The following is a 15,289-nucleotide window of genomic DNA, read 5'->3' as shown; positions in this document are numbered from 1 at the left end:
CCTCCCGGCCCGGCCGCGCTCCCGACTGCGCAGCGGGGTGGAGCCCGTCGCGGAGCCGACGACCACACCACGAGAAGCGGATCGAGAACCTGATGCCCCTGAGCACCCGCGAGGACCTGCGCAACGTCGCGATCGTCGCCCACGTCGACCACGGCAAGACGACGCTCGTCGACGCGATGCTCTGGCAGTCCGGCGCGTTCCGCGCGGGCTCCGACGTCGCCGACCGCGTCATGGACTCGGGTGACCTCGAGCGCGAGAAGGGCATCACCATCCTCGCGAAGAACACCTCGGTCCGGTACTCCGGCCCCGGTGCTCCCGAGGGCGGCATGACCATCAACATCATCGACACCCCCGGCCACGCCGACTTCGGCGGTGAGGTCGAGCGCGGCCTGTCGATGGTCGACGGCGTCGTCCTGCTCGTCGACGCCTCCGAGGGCCCGCTGCCGCAGACCCGCTTCGTGCTGCGCAAGGCGCTCGCGGCCGGCATGCCCGTCGTGATCCTCGTCAACAAGGTCGACCGCCCCGACGCGCGCATCGCCGCCGTCGTGGAGGAGACGTACGACCTCCTCCTCGACCTGGCCGCCGACGTCGAGGGCATCGACGCCGACAAGCTGCTCGAGGTCCCCGTGGTCTACGCCTCGGCGAAGAACGGCCGCGCCTCGCTGAACCAGCCCGAGGACGGCGGCCTGCCGGACTCCGAGGACCTCGTCCCGCTGTTCCAGACGATCCTGGACACCATCCCGGCGCCGACGTACGACCCCGAGACGCCGCTGCAGGCGCACGTCACCAACCTCGACGCCTCCCCGTTCCTCGGCCGCCTGGCGCTGCTGCGCGTCTTCTCCGGCGAGCTCGTCAAGGGCCAGACCGTCGCGTGGTGCAAGCACGACGGCAGCATCGAGCGCGTGCGCATCACGGAGCTGCTGGTCACCGAGGCCGTCAGCCGCGTGCCCGGGGAGAAGGCCGGCCCCGGCGACATCGTCGCCGTCGCCGGCATCGAGGGCATCACCATCGGCGAGACCCTCGCCGACGCCGAGGACCCGCGTCCGCTGCCGCTCATCACCGTCGACGAGCCCGCCATCTCGATGGTCATCGGCACCAACACCTCGCCGCTGGCCGGCCGGGTGAAGGGCTCGAAGGTCACCGCGCGCCTGGTCAAGGACCGCCTGGAGTCCGAGCTCGTCGGCAACGTGTCCATCCGCGTCCTGCCCACCGAGCGCCCCGACGCCTGGGAGGTCCAGGGCCGCGGTGAGCTCGCGCTGGCGATCCTCGTCGAGCAGATGCGCCGCGAGGGCTACGAGCTGACCGTCGGCAAGCCGCAGGTCGTCCTGCGCAAGGACGAGAACGGCAAGACGCTCGAGCCCTTCGAGAACCTGACGATCGACTCCCCCGAGGAGTACCTCGGGCCGATCACGCAGCTCCTCGCCGCGCGCAAGGGCCGCATGGAGACGATGACGAACCACGGCACCGGCTGGGTGCGCATGGAGTTCTACGTCCCCTCCCGCGGCCTCATCGGGTTCCGGACCGAGTTCCTCACCGACACCCGCGGCACCGGCATCGCGCACGCGCTGTTCGCGCAGTACGACCACTGGGCCGGGGAGATCCGCACGCGCCAGTCCGGCTCGCTCGTCGCCGACCGCGCCGGTGTCGCCACCGCGTTCGCGATGACGAACCTGCAGGAGCGCGGGCAGATGTTCATCGAGCCCACCTCCGAGGTGTACGAGGGCATGATCGTCGGCGAGAACTCCCGCGCCGACGACATGGACGTCAACATCACCAAGGAGAAGAAGCTCACCAACATGCGCTCGTCGACGTCCGACGAGTTCGAGCGCCTCATCCCGCCGCGCCACCTGTCCCTCGAGCAGTGCCTGGAGTTCTGCCGCGAGGACGAGTGCGTCGAGGTGACGCCGGAGGCCGTGCGCATCCGCAAGGTCGAGCTGGACCAGACCCAGCGCGCCCGCGCCACGTCCAAGGCCAAGCGCAGCTGACGCCCTGACGTCCCCGCAGAGCCCCGCGAGCCCTCGTGCTCGCGGGGCTCTGCGCGTTCGGTGGGGCCGTGCGGTCGGAGGACACCCGTCGGGACACCGACGTGGGGTGAGCCGTGAGTGTCCTCTCGACGTCGCCCTGACGACGTCGAGAGGGCACCCACGGGTGTTTCCACGCCCGGTCCCGTGCCTGGTCCCGTGTGAGTGCACCGTGGGACCGGCGCGGCGATCGCTGGGACGACGTCGCCACCGGTCCCACGGCCGGTCCCACGTCGCTGCAGCCGTGGGTGCGGCCGTGGGACCGGGCGCGCGCGGCCCGGGCGGCGGGTGTGATCGCGGGCGCGCGCGGTCGAGGGGAGGATGGGCGCATGACGACGACTCCTCCCGAACGGCCCGACGACGCCGGGGCGGCGGTGGCTGGGAGCGACCCGCTGGAGATCGCGGCCGACGTCGTCGAGGACGCTCTGGGGGAGCTGGACCCCGAGGCGCTCGCGGCCATGGAGAGCCTGGACCAGCCGCGCCGCGTCCTCCTCGTCCACGCCCACCCCGACGACGAGACGATCGGCACCGGCGCCACGATGGCCCGCTACGCCGAGGCGGGGGCCACCGTCACGCTCCTGACGGCCACCCGCGGGGAGCTGGGGGAGGTCATCCCGGCCGAGCTCGCGCACCTGGACCCCGACGCCCTGGGTGAGCACCGCACGCACGAGCTGGCGACGGCGATGGAAGCCCTCGGCGTCACGGACCACCGCTTCCTGACGCGCCCCGACGGCTCGGGCTACCGGGACTCGGGGATGGTGTGGCTCGCACCGGGGCAGGCGGCTTCCACGACGGTCGACGGCGGTGAGGTCGACCCGCGGGCGCTGACGGCGGCCGACCCCGAGGAGGTCGCGGCGCAGATCGCGGCCGTCGTGCGCGAGGTGCGTCCGCAGGTGGTGGTCACCTACGAACCGGGGGGCGGGTACGGCCACCCCGACCACGTCCGGGTGCACGAGGCCACCGTGCGCGCCCTCGTGCTGGCGGCGGGTGACCAGCACGACGGGACGGTGCCGTGGCAGGTCGCCAAGGTCTACGAGATCGTCCAGCCCGAGTCGGCCGTCCGGGTGGCGTTGCGCGCCCTCGCCGAGACCGGGGCCGCGGGCGCCGGGGACCCCGACGGGACGCTGCCGAGCGTCGTCGTGCCCGACGGGGAGGTCACGACGGTGGTCGACGGCACGGGACAGCTGCCCGCCAAGCTCGCCGCGCTGCGCGCCCACGCCACCCAGGTCGAGCTCGACCTCGACGCCGACGTCCCCGTGATGCGCCTGTCCAACGGTGTGCCGCAACCGGTCTGGCCGACCGAGCACTTCCGCCTGCGGCACGGCGTGGCCTCGGGGCCGTTCGACGCCGACGGTCGGGAGACGGACCTGTTCGCCGGCGTCGCCCCCGCGGAGTGAGGCGGCGGTAGCACACCGCGGCGTCGTGCGCCGGGTGATCGGTTCGACACGTTCCGTTGCTCCGGGCGGGTGAACGCGATCGTCCGAACGCGTCACGGTGGGTGGCCGTGCGTGAGGGGCCGGGGTTGGCTGGACCCACGTCCGGAACCCGCCGGACGGGATCCGAGGAGGAGCGGCCCGTGGCCCACGTCCTGCGCGCCCCCGACGCCCGGCGCACGTCCGCGTCCGAGCGGTCCGACCGACCCGGCGCACCCCGCGTCGGCCGCGACAGCGCCGACGTCGGACGGCAGCGCGAGCGCAACCGCCGCCGCCGCACCCAGACGCTGCTGCTCGTCGTGCTCGCGGTGCTGCTCGTCGTCGACGTCCGCTTGGCCACCGGCGGGTCCCTCGTCCCGGCCTTGCCGGCCGTCGACCCCCTGTACCTCATGATCGGCGTCTTCTTCGCCTTCATGATCGCGCTGATGCTCGGCCAGACCCTCGTCTCCGGGCGCTCGCCGCACGTCGTGTACCGGCCCGAGCAGATCGACGTCTCCCTCGACGACGTCAAGGGCCTGGACCCCGTCAAGGAGGACGTCGAGCGCAGCCTCGACCTCTTCCTCGGCTCGCGCACCTTCCGCAGCCGCATGGGCGGCCGTCCGCGCCGCGGCCTCCTCTTCGAGGGCTCGCCGGGCACGGGCAAGACGCACATGGCCAAGGCCATGGCGCGCGAGGCGGGCGTCCCGTTCCTCTTCGTCTCCGCGACCAGCTTCCAGTCCATGTGGTACGGCGCGACGGCCCGCAAGGTGCGCTCCTACTTCAAGGCCCTGCGCAAGGCCGCCCGCCGCGAGGGCGGCGCCATCGGGTTCATCGAGGAGATCGACGCGATCGCCGGTGCCCGCGGCGGCATGAGCTCGATGACCGCCGCCACGACCGCGAGCGTCATGGGCTGCGGTGGCCTCACCAACCTGCCCATGTCCCTGCCGGGCACCGCTCCCGCGACGGGACACGCTGCGCTGCAGACCGAACGCCTCGCTTCCAGCGAGGGCGCCAGCGGCGTCGTCAACGAGCTGCTCGTCCAGATGCAGTCCTTCGACGAGCCCACGACGTCCGAGCGCCTGCACGGCTGGTTCGTCGACACGCTCAACCGGTTCCTGCCCGCCGAGCGCCGGCTCCAGCGTCCCGTCGGTGAACCCGTCGAGGTCCTCATCATCGCCGCGACCAACCGCGCCGACGCCCTGGACCCGGCCCTGCTGCGGCCCGGCCGGTTCGACCGCCGCATGACCTTCGGTCTGCCGGACAAGGCCGGTCGCCGTCAGCTCGTCGACCACTTCCTGGCCCGCAAGGCCCACGAGGCACCCCTCGACGAGGCCGAGCGGCGCGACGCCCTGGCGGGCATCACCAACGGCTACTCGCCGGTGATGATCGAGAACCTGCTCGACGAGGCCCTCGTCAACGCGGTCCGCCGCGGCGGTGACGGCATGAGCTGGGCCGACGTCGAGCACGCCCGGCTCGTCACCGAGGTGGGGCTCGGCCAGCCGGTCGCGTACACCGACCACGAGGCGCGCCTCATCGCGACCCACGAGGCCGGGCACGCCGCCGTCGCGTGGCTCGTCGCGCCCCAGCGGCGCCTGGAGATCCTCACGATCGTCAAGCGCGCCAGCGCCCTCGGGCTGCTCGCCCACGGCGACGCGGAGGACGTCTACACCCGCTCGCGCACCGAGCTGGCCGGGATGATCAGGATCGCCTTCGGTGGGCAGGTGGCCGAGGAGCTGTTCTTCGGCGACGTCTCCACCGGCCCGGCCGGCGACCTGCAGTCGGCGACGTCCGTCGCCGCGCAGATGGTCGGCTCCGCGGGGATGGCGGGCACCCTCGTGTCCTTCGCCGCCGTCCAGCAGGGCGCCTTCGCCGACGGCAACCTCGTCTCCCGCGTCCTGGGCGACTCCGAGGGCCGCCGCCTGGTGGAGAGCCTGCTGCGCGAGCAGAAGGAGGCCGTCCGCGAGCTGCTCGGCCGGCACCGCCACCTCGTCGAGGCGCTGCGCGACGCGCTGCTGGCGCGGCACGAGCTCATCGGCCACGAGATCACCGACGTGCTGGAGGCCGCACAGGCCGAGCACGCGTCGGCCGCCCCGCAGCGGGTCATCGACCTGCGCGACCCCGCCGACCGGCGGGTCTGACGGCTCGTCGCGACCGGGACCCGGAGGGGAGTCCCGGTCGCGACGCAGGACCTCGCGACGGCACCGGAGCCGGGGGGCTGGCTCCGGGGGGCGGTCGTCGCGAGTGGGCACGGGAGCGGGGCACCCCGGGGGGCTGGGGTGCACCGCTCCCGTTCGGCCGTCCGCCTTGAACCGGGGCGGCCGGTTCTGGTTTCCTGCTCCCAGGTCATGAGCGCCAGCGCGAAGCCCCGGCTCGCTGGCCGGCAACCCTCCTCGTCGTGGGGTGCCCCGGGTGACGACCTGACCCTGGTGCTCCGGCACGGGTAAGGACGAACGGTCCCCGCGCCGCCGGCCCCCCGCCCGGGCCCGCCGCGACCGAGGAGAACCCGTTGACCAGCGACACGCTGCCCGCCACCACCCAGTCCCCCGCAGAGCGCTTCGCCCCGCTCCTGGCCCGCTTCGCCGAGGGCGTCGTCGCCCGCGAGCAGGACCACGAGCTGCCGCGCGAGCAGGTGCGCGACCTCCTGCAGGCCGGGTTCGGCCGGCTGCGGGTGCCCGTCGCCGAGGGCGGGGAGGGGCTGGACCTCGTCGAGTTCGCCGACCTCCTCGTCGACCTGGCCGCCGCGGACTCCGCTCTGCCGCAGGTGTTCCGCGGGCACATCGCCTGGGTGGAGCAGGTGCTGAGCCTGCCGCCGGGGGAGTACCGCACGCGCTGGGTCGAGCGCATCGTCGCCGGCGAGCTCGTCGGCAACGCGTGGAGCGAGGTCGGGGACGGCGTCACGGGCCAGCAGCAGACGGTCGTGACCACCCGCGACGGGCGCACCAGCGTCAGCGGCCGCAAGTACTACACGACGGGCACGATCTTCGCGGACTGGACCGACGCCACGGCCCGCCGCGAACTGCCCGACGGCACCTTCGAGACCGTCACCGTGCTCGTGCCGGTCCACGCCGAGGGCGCGAGCGTCTCCGACGACTGGGACGGCTTCGGCCAGCAGCTCACCGGCACGGGCACCCTCGTCCTGGACGACGTCGAGGTCGACCCCAGCGACGTCGCCCCGTTCACCGACCGGTTCCGCTACCAGACGGCGCTCTACCAGCTCGTCCTGCTCGCGGTGCAGGCGGGCACCGCCGCCGCCGTCGAGCGCGACACCGGCGCGCAGGTGCGCGGCCGCACCCGCAGCTACACCCACGGACTGGCCCCCCTCGTGCGCCACGACGCCCAGGTCCTGTCGGTCGTCGGGGAGATCTCCTCGACCGCCTTCACCGCGCGGGCGCTCGTCCGGGCTGCGGCGCAGGCCGTCCAGGGCGCGGCCGACACCGCCCACCTGCCCGGCACGGACGCCGACCGCGAGGCCAACGTGCTGGCCGAGATCCGCACGGCGCAGGCCCAGGTCGTGCTGTCGGAGTCCGTCCCGCGCGCCGCGACGCTGCTCTTCAACACGCTCGGCGCCTCCGGCACCTCCCGGGCCAAGGACCTCGACCGGCACTGGCGCAACGCGCGCACGGTCGCCTCGCACAACCCCGTGATCTACAAGCAGCGGATCGTGGGCGACTGGTCGGTCAACGGCACCGAGCCGCCCTTCGTCTGGGACATCGGCACGCACGCCTCCGTGGACGCCGCCGCGGTGCGGTCGCAGGAGTCGGGCCGGTAGGCCACCTCGTCGGCGCCGACGTCAGCCCCGACGTCAGCGCTGCGGGGCGACCCGGTAGTGGTAGGCGTGGTGGACGGTGAACCCGACCCCCGCGTACAGCGCCCGCGCCGCCGCGTTGTCGCCCTGCACCTGCAGGTACGTCGACACGGCGCCGCGCGAGCGCGCCCAGTCCGCGACCTCGGCCAGCACCCGCCGGCCGAGGCCGCGGCGCCGGTGCGAGGGCAGCGTCTCCACGGCCGTCACACCGGCCCAGCCGGGGGACAGGGACCCGCGCGCGATCGCCACGGTCGCCCCACCGTCCAGGACCCGCACGAACAGCTGCTCGTCGGCCGAGACGAGGATCCGGCGGCCGGCCGGCGGCACCGACGGCAGCCCCTGGTAGTGGTACCGCTCCAGCCAGGCGTCGTCCGGCTCGGTGGCCGTCTCGACGCGCAGGCCGTGGGGCAGCGGGACCTCCGCGGCGCCGGGCAGGTCGTCGGTCGCCGAGGTCAGCACGACCGTCGGCGTGCGGACGGTCCACCCGGTGGCGCTCAGCAGGTCGACGAGCGGGGTGCCCTCGCCCAGCCCGTCGTCGGGGTGGGCGACCGCGACGAGCGGCTGCAGCCCGCGGGAGGTGTGGAAGTCCACGACGGCGGCGACCGCCTCGTGCAGCGGCAGGCCCGGGTCCCCGAGGGCCAGGGCGGAGTTGGCCCGGCCGGTGAACCCCTCGCTCGCGCGCAGGCGCCAGCCGCCGAGGTCGACGCGTTCCAGCGGCCGCCAGTGCTCGGCCATGACGCGTTCGAGGTCCTCGGTGCCGATCGCGGTGTGCGGCGGGCCCTTGCGCGCCGGCGGTGGCGGCACGGGCTTGGCGGCCAGGACGTCCGCGCGGGCCACGACGACCTCCCCGCGCCGTGTGCCGATGCGCAGCGACCGCTCGTCGGCGGCCAGCAGGTCCCCGAGGGCGTCGGTGGCCGAGCCGTCCGGCAACCGGTGGCGCACGACCACGCGCCCGCCGACGGTCAGCGGGCGCACGAGCCCCGTGGGCGTGGGGTCGGTGGGGTCGGTGGGGTCGGTCACTGCTCTCCCGGGGTGGTGCGTGTGCGGTGTGCCGCAGGCGTCGGCGATACTACGGAGGGCGTCCCGGCCGCCCGCCCGCCGGAGGAGGAGGACATCCCGTGACCTACGTCATCGCGCAACCCTGCGTCGACGTCAAGGACAAGGCCTGCATCGAAGAGTGCCCCGTGGACTGCATCTACGAGGGCAAGCGGTCGCTCTACATCCACCCGGACGAGTGCGTCGACTGCGGTGCCTGTGAGCCGGTCTGCCCCGTCGAGGCCATCTACTACGAGGACGACGTCCCCGAGCAGTGGTCGGCCTTCACGGCGGCCAACGTCGAGTTCTTCGACACCGTCGGCTCGCCCGGCGGCGCCGCCAAGATGGGCGTCATCGACGCCGACCACGCGGTCGTCACCGCGCTGCCCCCGCAGGCCGAGGGCCACTGACGTGAGCGTGCCGACCCGCCACGAGCCGGCGACCGGGGCCCGCGGCCGGGTCGGCGCGTCACTCCCGGACTTCCCCTGGGACTCCCTCGCGGGCGCCAAGGCCCGCGCCCTGGCCCACCCCGACGGGATCGTCGACCTCTCCGTCGGCACCCCCGTCGACCCGACCCCCGCCGTGGTCGCCGACGCCCTGCGCTCGGCCGCCGACGCCCCCGGCTACCCGCAGACCCACGGCACGGCGCCCCTGCGCGAGGCCGTCGCCGCCTGGTTCGCCCGCCGCCGCGGCGTCCCCGGTCTCGACCCGGACGGCGTCCTGCCCACCGTCGGCTCCAAGGAGCTGGTGGCGTGGCTGCCGTTCCTGCTGGGCCTGGGCGCGGGCGACACCGTCGCCCACCCCGCGGTGGCCTACCCGACGTACGACGTGGGGGCCCGGCTGGCCCGTGCGACCCCGCTGGGCGCCGACACCGTCGAGGAGCTGCAGGCCGCCTGGGACGCCGGCGCGCGCATCCGGCTGCTGTGGCTGAACTCCCCGTCGAACCCGACCGGCGCCGTCCGCACGGTCGCGGAGCTGGCGGCCCTGGTGGCGTGGGCGCGCGAGCACGACGTCGTCGTGGCCTCCGACGAGTGCTACGCCGAGCTGGGCTGGTCGAAGGCCCACGACACGACGGCCGGGGGGCTCGTCGCCTCCGTCCTGGACCCGCGCGTGTGTGGGAACGATCACACCGGACTCCTCGTCGCCTACTCGACGTCGAAGCAGTCCAACCTCGCGGGGTACCGGGCAGCGTTCCTGGCCGGCGATCCCGTCCTGGTCGCCGAGCTCCTGGAGGTGCGCAAGCACGCCGGGATGATCGTCCCGTGGCCCGTCCAGGTGGCCCTGCAGGCCGCCCTCAGCGACGACGAGCACGTCGCGGCGCAGCGCGAGGTCTACCGCGGGCGCCGTGAGGTGCTGCGGAAGGCGTTGCAGGGCGCGGGTTTCCGCATCGACGCCAGCGAGGCCGGGCTGTACCTGTGGAGCACCCGGGACGAGCCGGCGCGCACGACGGTCGACCTGCTGGCCGACCGCGGGATCCTCGTCGCCCCCGGTGACTTCTACGGTCCCCCCGGGGCGCGGCACGTCCGCGTGGCCCTCACGGCGACCGACGAACGCGTGGCCCGCGTGGGGGACCGGCTGGCCGACCTGGCGTGACCGTCCGCCCGTCGTCCACCGGTGGCGGACCTGTGTCGCGGGTGGACGATCCGGGCGGGTACGGTCGCGACATGGCTGACTCCGTGACGCTGAAGCACGCCGGTGGGGAACTGGACCTCCCCGTGTCCCCTGCCACCGAGGGCGCCGCCGGCTTCGGCATCGGCAGCCTGCTGAAGGAGACCGGGCTGGTCACCCTCGACGCGGGCTTCACGAACACCGCCTCGTGCGCCAGCTCGATCACCTACATCGACGGTGACGAGGGGATCCTGCGCTACCGCGGGTACCCCATCGAGCAGCTGGCCGAGGGGTCGACGTTCGTCGAGACGAGCTTCCTGCTGATCCACGGGCACCTGCCGTCGGAGTCCGAGCTGGCCGACTTCACGGCCCGCATCCAGCGCCACACGCTGCTGCACGAGGACCTCAAGCGGTTCTTCGACGGCTTCCCCCGCGACGCGCACCCGATGCCCGTCCTGTCCAGCGCCGTCAGCGCGCTGTCGACGTTCTACCCGAACTCCCTCAACCCGTTCGACGCCGAGCAGGTCGAGCTGTCCACCGTCCGGCTGCTGGCCAAGCTGCCGACGATCGCGGCGTACGCGCACCGCAAGTCCCTCGGCCAGCCGCTGCTCTACCCGGACAACCGGCTCGGCCTGGTGGAGAACTTCACCCGGCTCGCGTTCGGGAACCCGGCCGAGGACTACGAGCTCGACCCGGTCCTCGTGCGCGCCCTCGACCAGCTCCTCATCCTGCACGCCGACCACGAGCAGAACTGCTCGACCTCCACGGTGCGGCTCGTCGGTTCCGGGCAGGCCAACCTCTTCGCCTCCGTCTCGGCCGGCATCCACGCGCTGTCCGGTCCGCTGCACGGCGGGGCGAACTCGGCCGTCCTCGACATGCTCGAGACCATCAAGAACTCCGACGACGACGTCGACACGTTCATGACCAAGGTCAAGAACAAGGAGAAGGGCGTGCGCCTGATGGGCTTCGGCCACCGGGTGTACAAGAACTACGACCCGCGCGCCGCCATCGTGAAGAAGACCGCGGACGAGGTCCTGTCCAAGCTCGGCAAGCGCGACGAACTGCTCGACATCGCCATGCGGCTCGAGGAGATCGCGCTGAACGACGAGTACTTCATCGAGCGCAAGCTGTACCCGAACGTGGACTTCTACACGGGCATCATCTACAAGGCGATGGGTTTCCCGACGAAGATGTTCACCGTCCTCTTCGCGCTCGGCCGCCTGCCCGGCTGGATCGCGCAGTGGCGCGAGATGATCAACGACCCGGCCACGAAGATCGGTCGCCCCCGCCAGGTGTACGTCGGCGAGGGCGCGCGCGACTACGTGCCGCTCGGGTCGCGCTGACCCGGCGGGCTCACGCGCCCAGGCGCACCTGGACGCCGCCCCGGGGGACCCCGGTGGCGGCGCTCGTCCAGCCGCGCCCGGACTCCTCGCGCGACCAGCGCGAACCCTCGACGCTGACCTCGGTCACGTCGTAGACCGAGGCGCTGGCCACGGACCAGGCGGCGACCGCCCAGGCCAGGCGGGCCGGGTCGTCCCCGGCGAGCGTGTACTGCACCGCCCGCCCGCGCGTCCCCGCGACCACCTCCGGCGCCGACGTCGTCACCTGGGTGCCGGCGGCGTCGGCGAAGCGCTGCGCCGCCGGGGCGAGTTCCACGTCGTCCCCGGACTCCTGCGACACCGGCGCCGGGCGCAGGTGGCAGGTGAAACCGCCCGGGGTGTACCCGGTCAGGGCCGACGCGACGAGCCGCGCCTCCGGTTCGTGGTCGCCGTACGCGAGGGGGAAACCGCTGCGCTGCACGCGTTGCGCCGCGTCGGTGACGGGGAGGTCCCGGTACCCCTCGACCTTGACCAGGGCGTCGTAGAAGGCGTTCGTCGCGTACACCGGGTCCTGCACCTGCTCCGGGGAACCCCACCCCTGCGACGGTCGCTGCTGGAACAGGCCGAGGGAGTCGCGGTCGCCGTGGTCGAGGTTGCGCATCCCCGACTCCTGCACGATCGTCGCGATCCCGATCGTCGCGGCCCGCGCGGGCAGCCCCCGCCGGACGGCGATCCCGACGACCGTCGCGGCGTTCGCGGCCTGCTCGGGGGACATGGACGTCGACTCGCCGTCGACGCTCGCGCGGCAGCGCTCCACGACGACGGGCGCCTCCGGGTCGCGCGTCAGCCACACGACGCCGCCCGCGACGACGACCCCCGTCGCCACGAGCGCCGTCACCAACCGCAGCCGGCGGGTGTGCCGGACGCCGGGGGAGGGGCGACGCGAACGGGAGCGGGGTGGGGTGCCGGCCACCTCAGTTGGCGTGCAGCGCGGGGTTCAGCTCGACCCGGACGCCCTTGCGCGGCAGTGCCTCGACCTGACCGGTCTGGGAGTTGCGGCGGAACAGCAGTCCGTCCGACCCCGACAGCGTGCGCGCCGAGACGGTCTGCTGCACGGTGCCGTCCTCGCCCAGGAGGCTGACCTTCGTCCCGGCCGTGATGTACGTGCCGGCCTCCACGACGCAGTCGTCGCCGAGGCTGATGCCGGTGCCGGAGTTCGCGCCCAGCAGCGTCCGCTCGCCGATGCTGACGACCTGCTTGCCGCCGCCCGACAGCGTCCCCATGATCGAGGCCCCGCCGCCGACGTCGGACCCGTCGCCGACGACGACGCCCGCGGAGATGCGGCCCTCGACCATCGACGTGCCCGTGGTGCCGGCGTTGAAGTTCACGAAGCCCTCGTGCATGACCGTCGTCCCGGCCGCGAGGTGCGCGCCGAGGCGGACGCGGTCGGCGTCGGCGATGCGCACGCCCGTGGGCGTCACGTAGTCGGTCATGCGCGGGAACTTGTCGATGCCGAACACGGTGACCGGGCCGACGTTCGCCCGCAGCGCCAGCCGGACCCGCTCGAAGTCGGCCACCGCGCAGGGCCCGTGGTTCGTCCACACCACGTTGGCCAGGACGCCGAAGATCCCGTCGAGGTTCGCGCCGTGCGGGGCGACGAGCCGGTGGGAGAGCAGGTGCAGCCGCAGGTACGCGTCGGCGGTGTCGGCCGGGGCCGCGTCGAGGTCGACGTCGACCGTCAGGACGCGCTGCTTGGTGCGGCGGTGGATGTCGTCGGTCTCCAGCGAGGCCAGCTCGGCCGGCACGCCGTAGGAGCTCGTCGTCGGCGCGGGCCCCAGCCCGGGGAAGGGGAACCAGACGTCGAGCACGGTGCCGTCCTCGGCGTACGTCGCGAGGCCGTGGCCCCACGCCCGACGGCTCTGCTCGGGGCTGGTCTGGGAGGACGGGGTGCTCGGCTCGCTCACGCGCCTGACCCTACAAGCGGGGCCCCTGGCTAGGGTGAGGCGCGTGAGCGTCCCCACCTCCGCCCCGCCCACCGCGTCCGGTCCGGCCACGGACCTCAGCGACGTCCTGGGTGATCCGGCCCTCGACGTCGTCGAGCTGGTGCGGCGCGTCTGCGACATCCCCTCGGTCAGCGGGGACGAGCGTGCCCTGGCGGACGCCGTCGAGGCCGCGCTCACCGCCCTCGCTGGGGTGGAGGTCACGCGCGACGGGGACGCCGTCGTGGCCCGCACGACGCTGGGCCGCTCCGAGCGCGTCCTGCTCGCCGGCCACCTCGACACCGTGCCGCTCACCGACCCGCCGAACCTGCCGGTGCGGCGCGAGCAGCACCCCGTCGACGGCGACGTCCTCGTCGGGCGCGGCACGTGCGACATGAAGGGCGGCGTCGGCGTCCAACTCGCGCTCGCCCGCCGCGTGGCCGCCGCGGGGGAGGACCTCGCCCGCGACGTGACGTTCGTGTTCTACGACCACGAGGAGGTCGAGGCCGCGCGCAACGGCCTGGGCCGGCTCGCCCGGAACCACCCGGAGCTGCTCGCCGCGGACTTCGCCGTCCTGCTCGAACCGTCCTCGGCCGTCGTCGAGGGCGGGTGCAACGGGACGCTGCGCGCCGAGGTGACGACGACCGGCAAGGCCGCGCACTCGGCGCGGCCCTGGCGCGGGCACAACGCCATCCACGACGCCGCGCCCGTCCTGGCGCGACTGGCCGCGTACGCGCCGCGGGAGGTCGACGTCGAGGGCCTGGTGTTCCGCGAGGCGCTCAACGCCGTCCTGGTCAGCGGCGGCATCGCGGGCAACGTCATCCCCGACCGCTGCACGGTCACGGTGAACTACCGGTTCGCGCCGTCGCTGGACGCGGCCGGCGCCGAGGCGCACGTGCGCGAGGTCTTCGACGGGTTCACCGTCGAGGTCACCGACGTCGCCGAGGGCGCCCGGCCGGGGCTGCACCTGCCGGCCGCCGCCGACTTCGTGGCCCGCACGGGCACGACCCCGCTCCCCAAGTACGGCTGGACGGACGTCGCGCGCTTCTCGGCCCTCGGCGTGCCGGCCGTGAACTACGGACCCGGGGACAACGCGACGGCCCACGCCGACGACGAGCGGTGCCGCACCGTCGAGGTCGAGCAGTGCCTGGAGGTCCTCTCGGGCTGGCTGCTGGACGGCGCCCGGTGAGCACGATCTGCCTGTACGGCAGCGCCTCCGGCGGCATCGACCCCGCGCACGTCGACCTGGCCGCCACCGTCGGGCGCCGCATCGGCGAACGCGGCCACGACCTCGTCTACGGCGGGGGCGGCACGTCGGTCATGGGGGCGGCCGAGGCCGCCGCCCGGGCGGCCGGCGCCCGCACGACCGGTGTCATGCCGCAGGCCCTGATGGACCTGGAACTGCCGCCCGACGGTCTGGGCGAACTCGTCGTCACGGGCGACATGCGCGAGCGCAAGGCGGAGATGGACGCCCGCGCCGACGCGTTCATCGTCCTGCCCGGGGGGCTCGGGACGCTCGAGGAGCTCTTCGAGATCTGGGTCGCCCGCACCATCGGCCTGCACACCAAGCCCCTGGCCGTCCTGGACAGCGCGGGGCACTACGCCGGGCTCAAGGCGTGGCTGGAGACGCTCGTCGACTCCGGGTTCGCGCGGCCGCTGGTCTTCGACTGCATCTGCTGGACCGAGGACGTGGAAGAGGCCCTCGACCACCTCGAACGCGCTCCGCGGGAACGGGTGTCGCTCCCGAGCTCGGAGATCGTCGGGTCGTTCGCCGTCTTCCCGACCGACGGGGAGACCGGGCCCGTGGACGGGGGACCCGCGTCGTGACCCTGTTCCTGCTCGTCCTCGTGCTGCTGGCCGTCGGCGCGGTCGTGGCCGTCGTCACCGGCCGCGTCGGTGGCGGGCTCGGCCCGGCCACGTCCACGCGGCCCCACCGCGGCCTGCCCGAGGGGCCCGTGGTGGCCTCGGACGTGGACGCCGTGCGGTTCTCCCTGGGCTTGCGCGGGTACCGCATGGACGAGGTCGACGCGGTGCTGGACCGGTTGCGCGAGGAGATCCGCGAACGGGACGAGGAACTGGCGGCGTGGCGGACGGCCGAGGAGTGAGCGGG

The 15,289-nt window shown here is 74.0% G+C and carries 13 protein-coding genes and 1 riboswitch; of the genes, 10 read left to right on the top strand and 3 right to left on the bottom strand.

Annotated features, from left to right (window positions below; genetic code table 11):
* Window positions 1-92 precede the first annotated feature (92 nt).
* From typA to ACFEMC_RS14075, 4 genes are all read left to right on the top strand, one after another.
* Window positions 93-1,985: a translational GTPase TypA gene (gene typA, locus ACFEMC_RS14090; RefSeq protein WP_380170214.1), complete on the top strand. Its 1,893-nt coding sequence runs from the start codon at window positions 93-95 to the stop codon at window positions 1,983-1,985.
* Window positions 1,986-2,350: 365 nt separating this feature from the next.
* A complete protein-coding gene (mshB, locus tag ACFEMC_RS14085) occupies window positions 2,351-3,418 on the top strand; it encodes an N-acetyl-1-D-myo-inositol-2-amino-2-deoxy-alpha-D-glucopyranoside deacetylase (protein WP_380170213.1) in 1,068 nt (355 codons plus the stop codon).
* 179 nt (window positions 3,419-3,597) lie between these two features.
* The gene (locus ACFEMC_RS14080; RefSeq protein ID WP_380170212.1) at window positions 3,598-5,571 is read left to right on the top strand and encodes an AAA family ATPase; all 1,974 of its coding nucleotides are present in this window, start codon (window positions 3,598-3,600) and stop codon (window positions 5,569-5,571) included.
* Between the two features lie 203 nt (window positions 5,572-5,774).
* Window positions 5,775-5,886: riboswitch (SAM riboswitch) on the top strand.
* Between the two features lie 53 nt (window positions 5,887-5,939).
* On the top strand, window positions 5,940-7,202 hold the full coding sequence (locus tag ACFEMC_RS14075; protein WP_380170211.1) for an acyl-CoA dehydrogenase family protein: 1,263 nt from the start codon (window positions 5,940-5,942) through the stop codon (window positions 7,200-7,202).
* Between the two features lie 33 nt (window positions 7,203-7,235).
* On the opposite strand, the gene ACFEMC_RS14070 is transcribed toward ACFEMC_RS14075, so the two are convergent.
* Complete coding sequence (locus tag ACFEMC_RS14070) at window positions 7,236-8,258, bottom strand: GNAT family N-acetyltransferase (RefSeq protein ID WP_380170210.1); 1,023 nt, start codon at window positions 8,256-8,258, stop codon at window positions 7,236-7,238.
* A 98-nt stretch (window positions 8,259-8,356) separates the two neighbouring features.
* Here ACFEMC_RS14070 and fdxA point away from each other — a divergent pair, with 98 nt between their 5' ends.
* The 3 genes from fdxA (at window position 8,357) to ACFEMC_RS14055 (ending at window position 11,224) form a co-directional block, all read left to right on the top strand.
* The gene (fdxA, locus tag ACFEMC_RS14065; protein ID WP_370440899.1) at window positions 8,357-8,683 is read left to right on the top strand and encodes a ferredoxin; all 327 of its coding nucleotides are present in this window, start codon (window positions 8,357-8,359) and stop codon (window positions 8,681-8,683) included.
* Between the two features lies 1 nt (window position 8,684).
* Window positions 8,685-9,866 carry a succinyldiaminopimelate transaminase gene (dapC, locus tag ACFEMC_RS14060; protein ID WP_380170209.1) on the top strand — a complete coding sequence of 394 codons (1,182 nt, stop codon included), beginning with the start codon at window positions 8,685-8,687 and terminating at the stop codon, window positions 9,864-9,866.
* 71 nt (window positions 9,867-9,937) lie between these two features.
* The gene (locus tag ACFEMC_RS14055; RefSeq protein WP_380170208.1) at window positions 9,938-11,224 is read left to right on the top strand and encodes a citrate synthase; all 1,287 of its coding nucleotides are present in this window, start codon (window positions 9,938-9,940) and stop codon (window positions 11,222-11,224) included.
* Between the two features lie 10 nt (window positions 11,225-11,234).
* Here the strand turns inward: ACFEMC_RS14055 and ACFEMC_RS14050 are convergent, their stop codons facing one another.
* Both ACFEMC_RS14050 and dapD read right to left on the bottom strand, forming a co-directional pair.
* Window positions 11,235-12,173: a hypothetical protein gene (locus tag ACFEMC_RS14050; RefSeq protein WP_380170207.1), complete on the bottom strand. Its 939-nt coding sequence runs from the start codon at window positions 12,171-12,173 to the stop codon at window positions 11,235-11,237.
* A 1-nt stretch (window position 12,174) separates the two neighbouring features.
* Window positions 12,175-13,164 (bottom strand): 2,3,4,5-tetrahydropyridine-2,6-dicarboxylate N-succinyltransferase, encoded by a 990-nt coding sequence (gene dapD, locus ACFEMC_RS14045; protein WP_380170206.1) that lies wholly within the window; start codon window positions 13,162-13,164, stop codon window positions 12,175-12,177.
* Window positions 13,165-13,207: 43 nt separating this feature from the next.
* Between dapD and dapE the strand changes: the two genes are divergently transcribed.
* Genes dapE through ACFEMC_RS14030 form a run of 3 tightly spaced genes read left to right on the top strand, consistent with a single transcriptional unit; the run spans window position 13,208 to window position 15,284 of the window.
* Window positions 13,208-14,368, top strand: a complete 1,161-nt coding sequence (gene dapE, locus ACFEMC_RS14040; RefSeq protein ID WP_380170205.1) for a succinyl-diaminopimelate desuccinylase — start codon at window positions 13,208-13,210, stop codon at window positions 14,366-14,368.
* A complete protein-coding gene (locus tag ACFEMC_RS14035; protein ID WP_380170204.1) occupies window positions 14,365-15,006 on the top strand; it encodes a TIGR00730 family Rossman fold protein in 642 nt (213 codons plus the stop codon). Before dapE ends, ACFEMC_RS14035 begins: the two co-directional genes overlap by 4 nt.
* Window positions 15,003-15,284 (top strand): DivIVA domain-containing protein, encoded by a 282-nt coding sequence (locus tag ACFEMC_RS14030; protein ID WP_380170203.1) that lies wholly within the window; start codon window positions 15,003-15,005, stop codon window positions 15,282-15,284. Before ACFEMC_RS14035 ends, ACFEMC_RS14030 begins: the two co-directional genes overlap by 4 nt.
* The last annotated feature ends 5 nt before the right edge of the window (window positions 15,285-15,289 follow it).

It is taken from the genome of Kineococcus sp. DHX-1, from assembly GCF_042473625.1.
Lineage (GTDB): Bacteria > Actinomycetota > Actinomycetes > Actinomycetales > Kineococcaceae > Kineococcus.
This window is presented reverse-complemented; position numbering and strand designations above follow the sequence as displayed.

Bases quoted from the DNA above. Each gene is read 5' to 3' on its own strand.
- typA (WP_380170214.1), top strand. From the start codon at position 93: ATGCCCCTGAGCACCCGCGAGGACCTGCGCAACGTCGCGATCGTCGCC.
- mshB (WP_380170213.1), top strand. From the start codon at position 2,351: ATGACGACGACTCCTCCCGAACGGCCCGACGACGCCGGGGCGGCGGTG.
- ACFEMC_RS14055 (WP_380170208.1), top strand. From the start codon at position 9,938: ATGGCTGACTCCGTGACGCTGAAGCACGCCGGTGGGGAACTGGACCTC.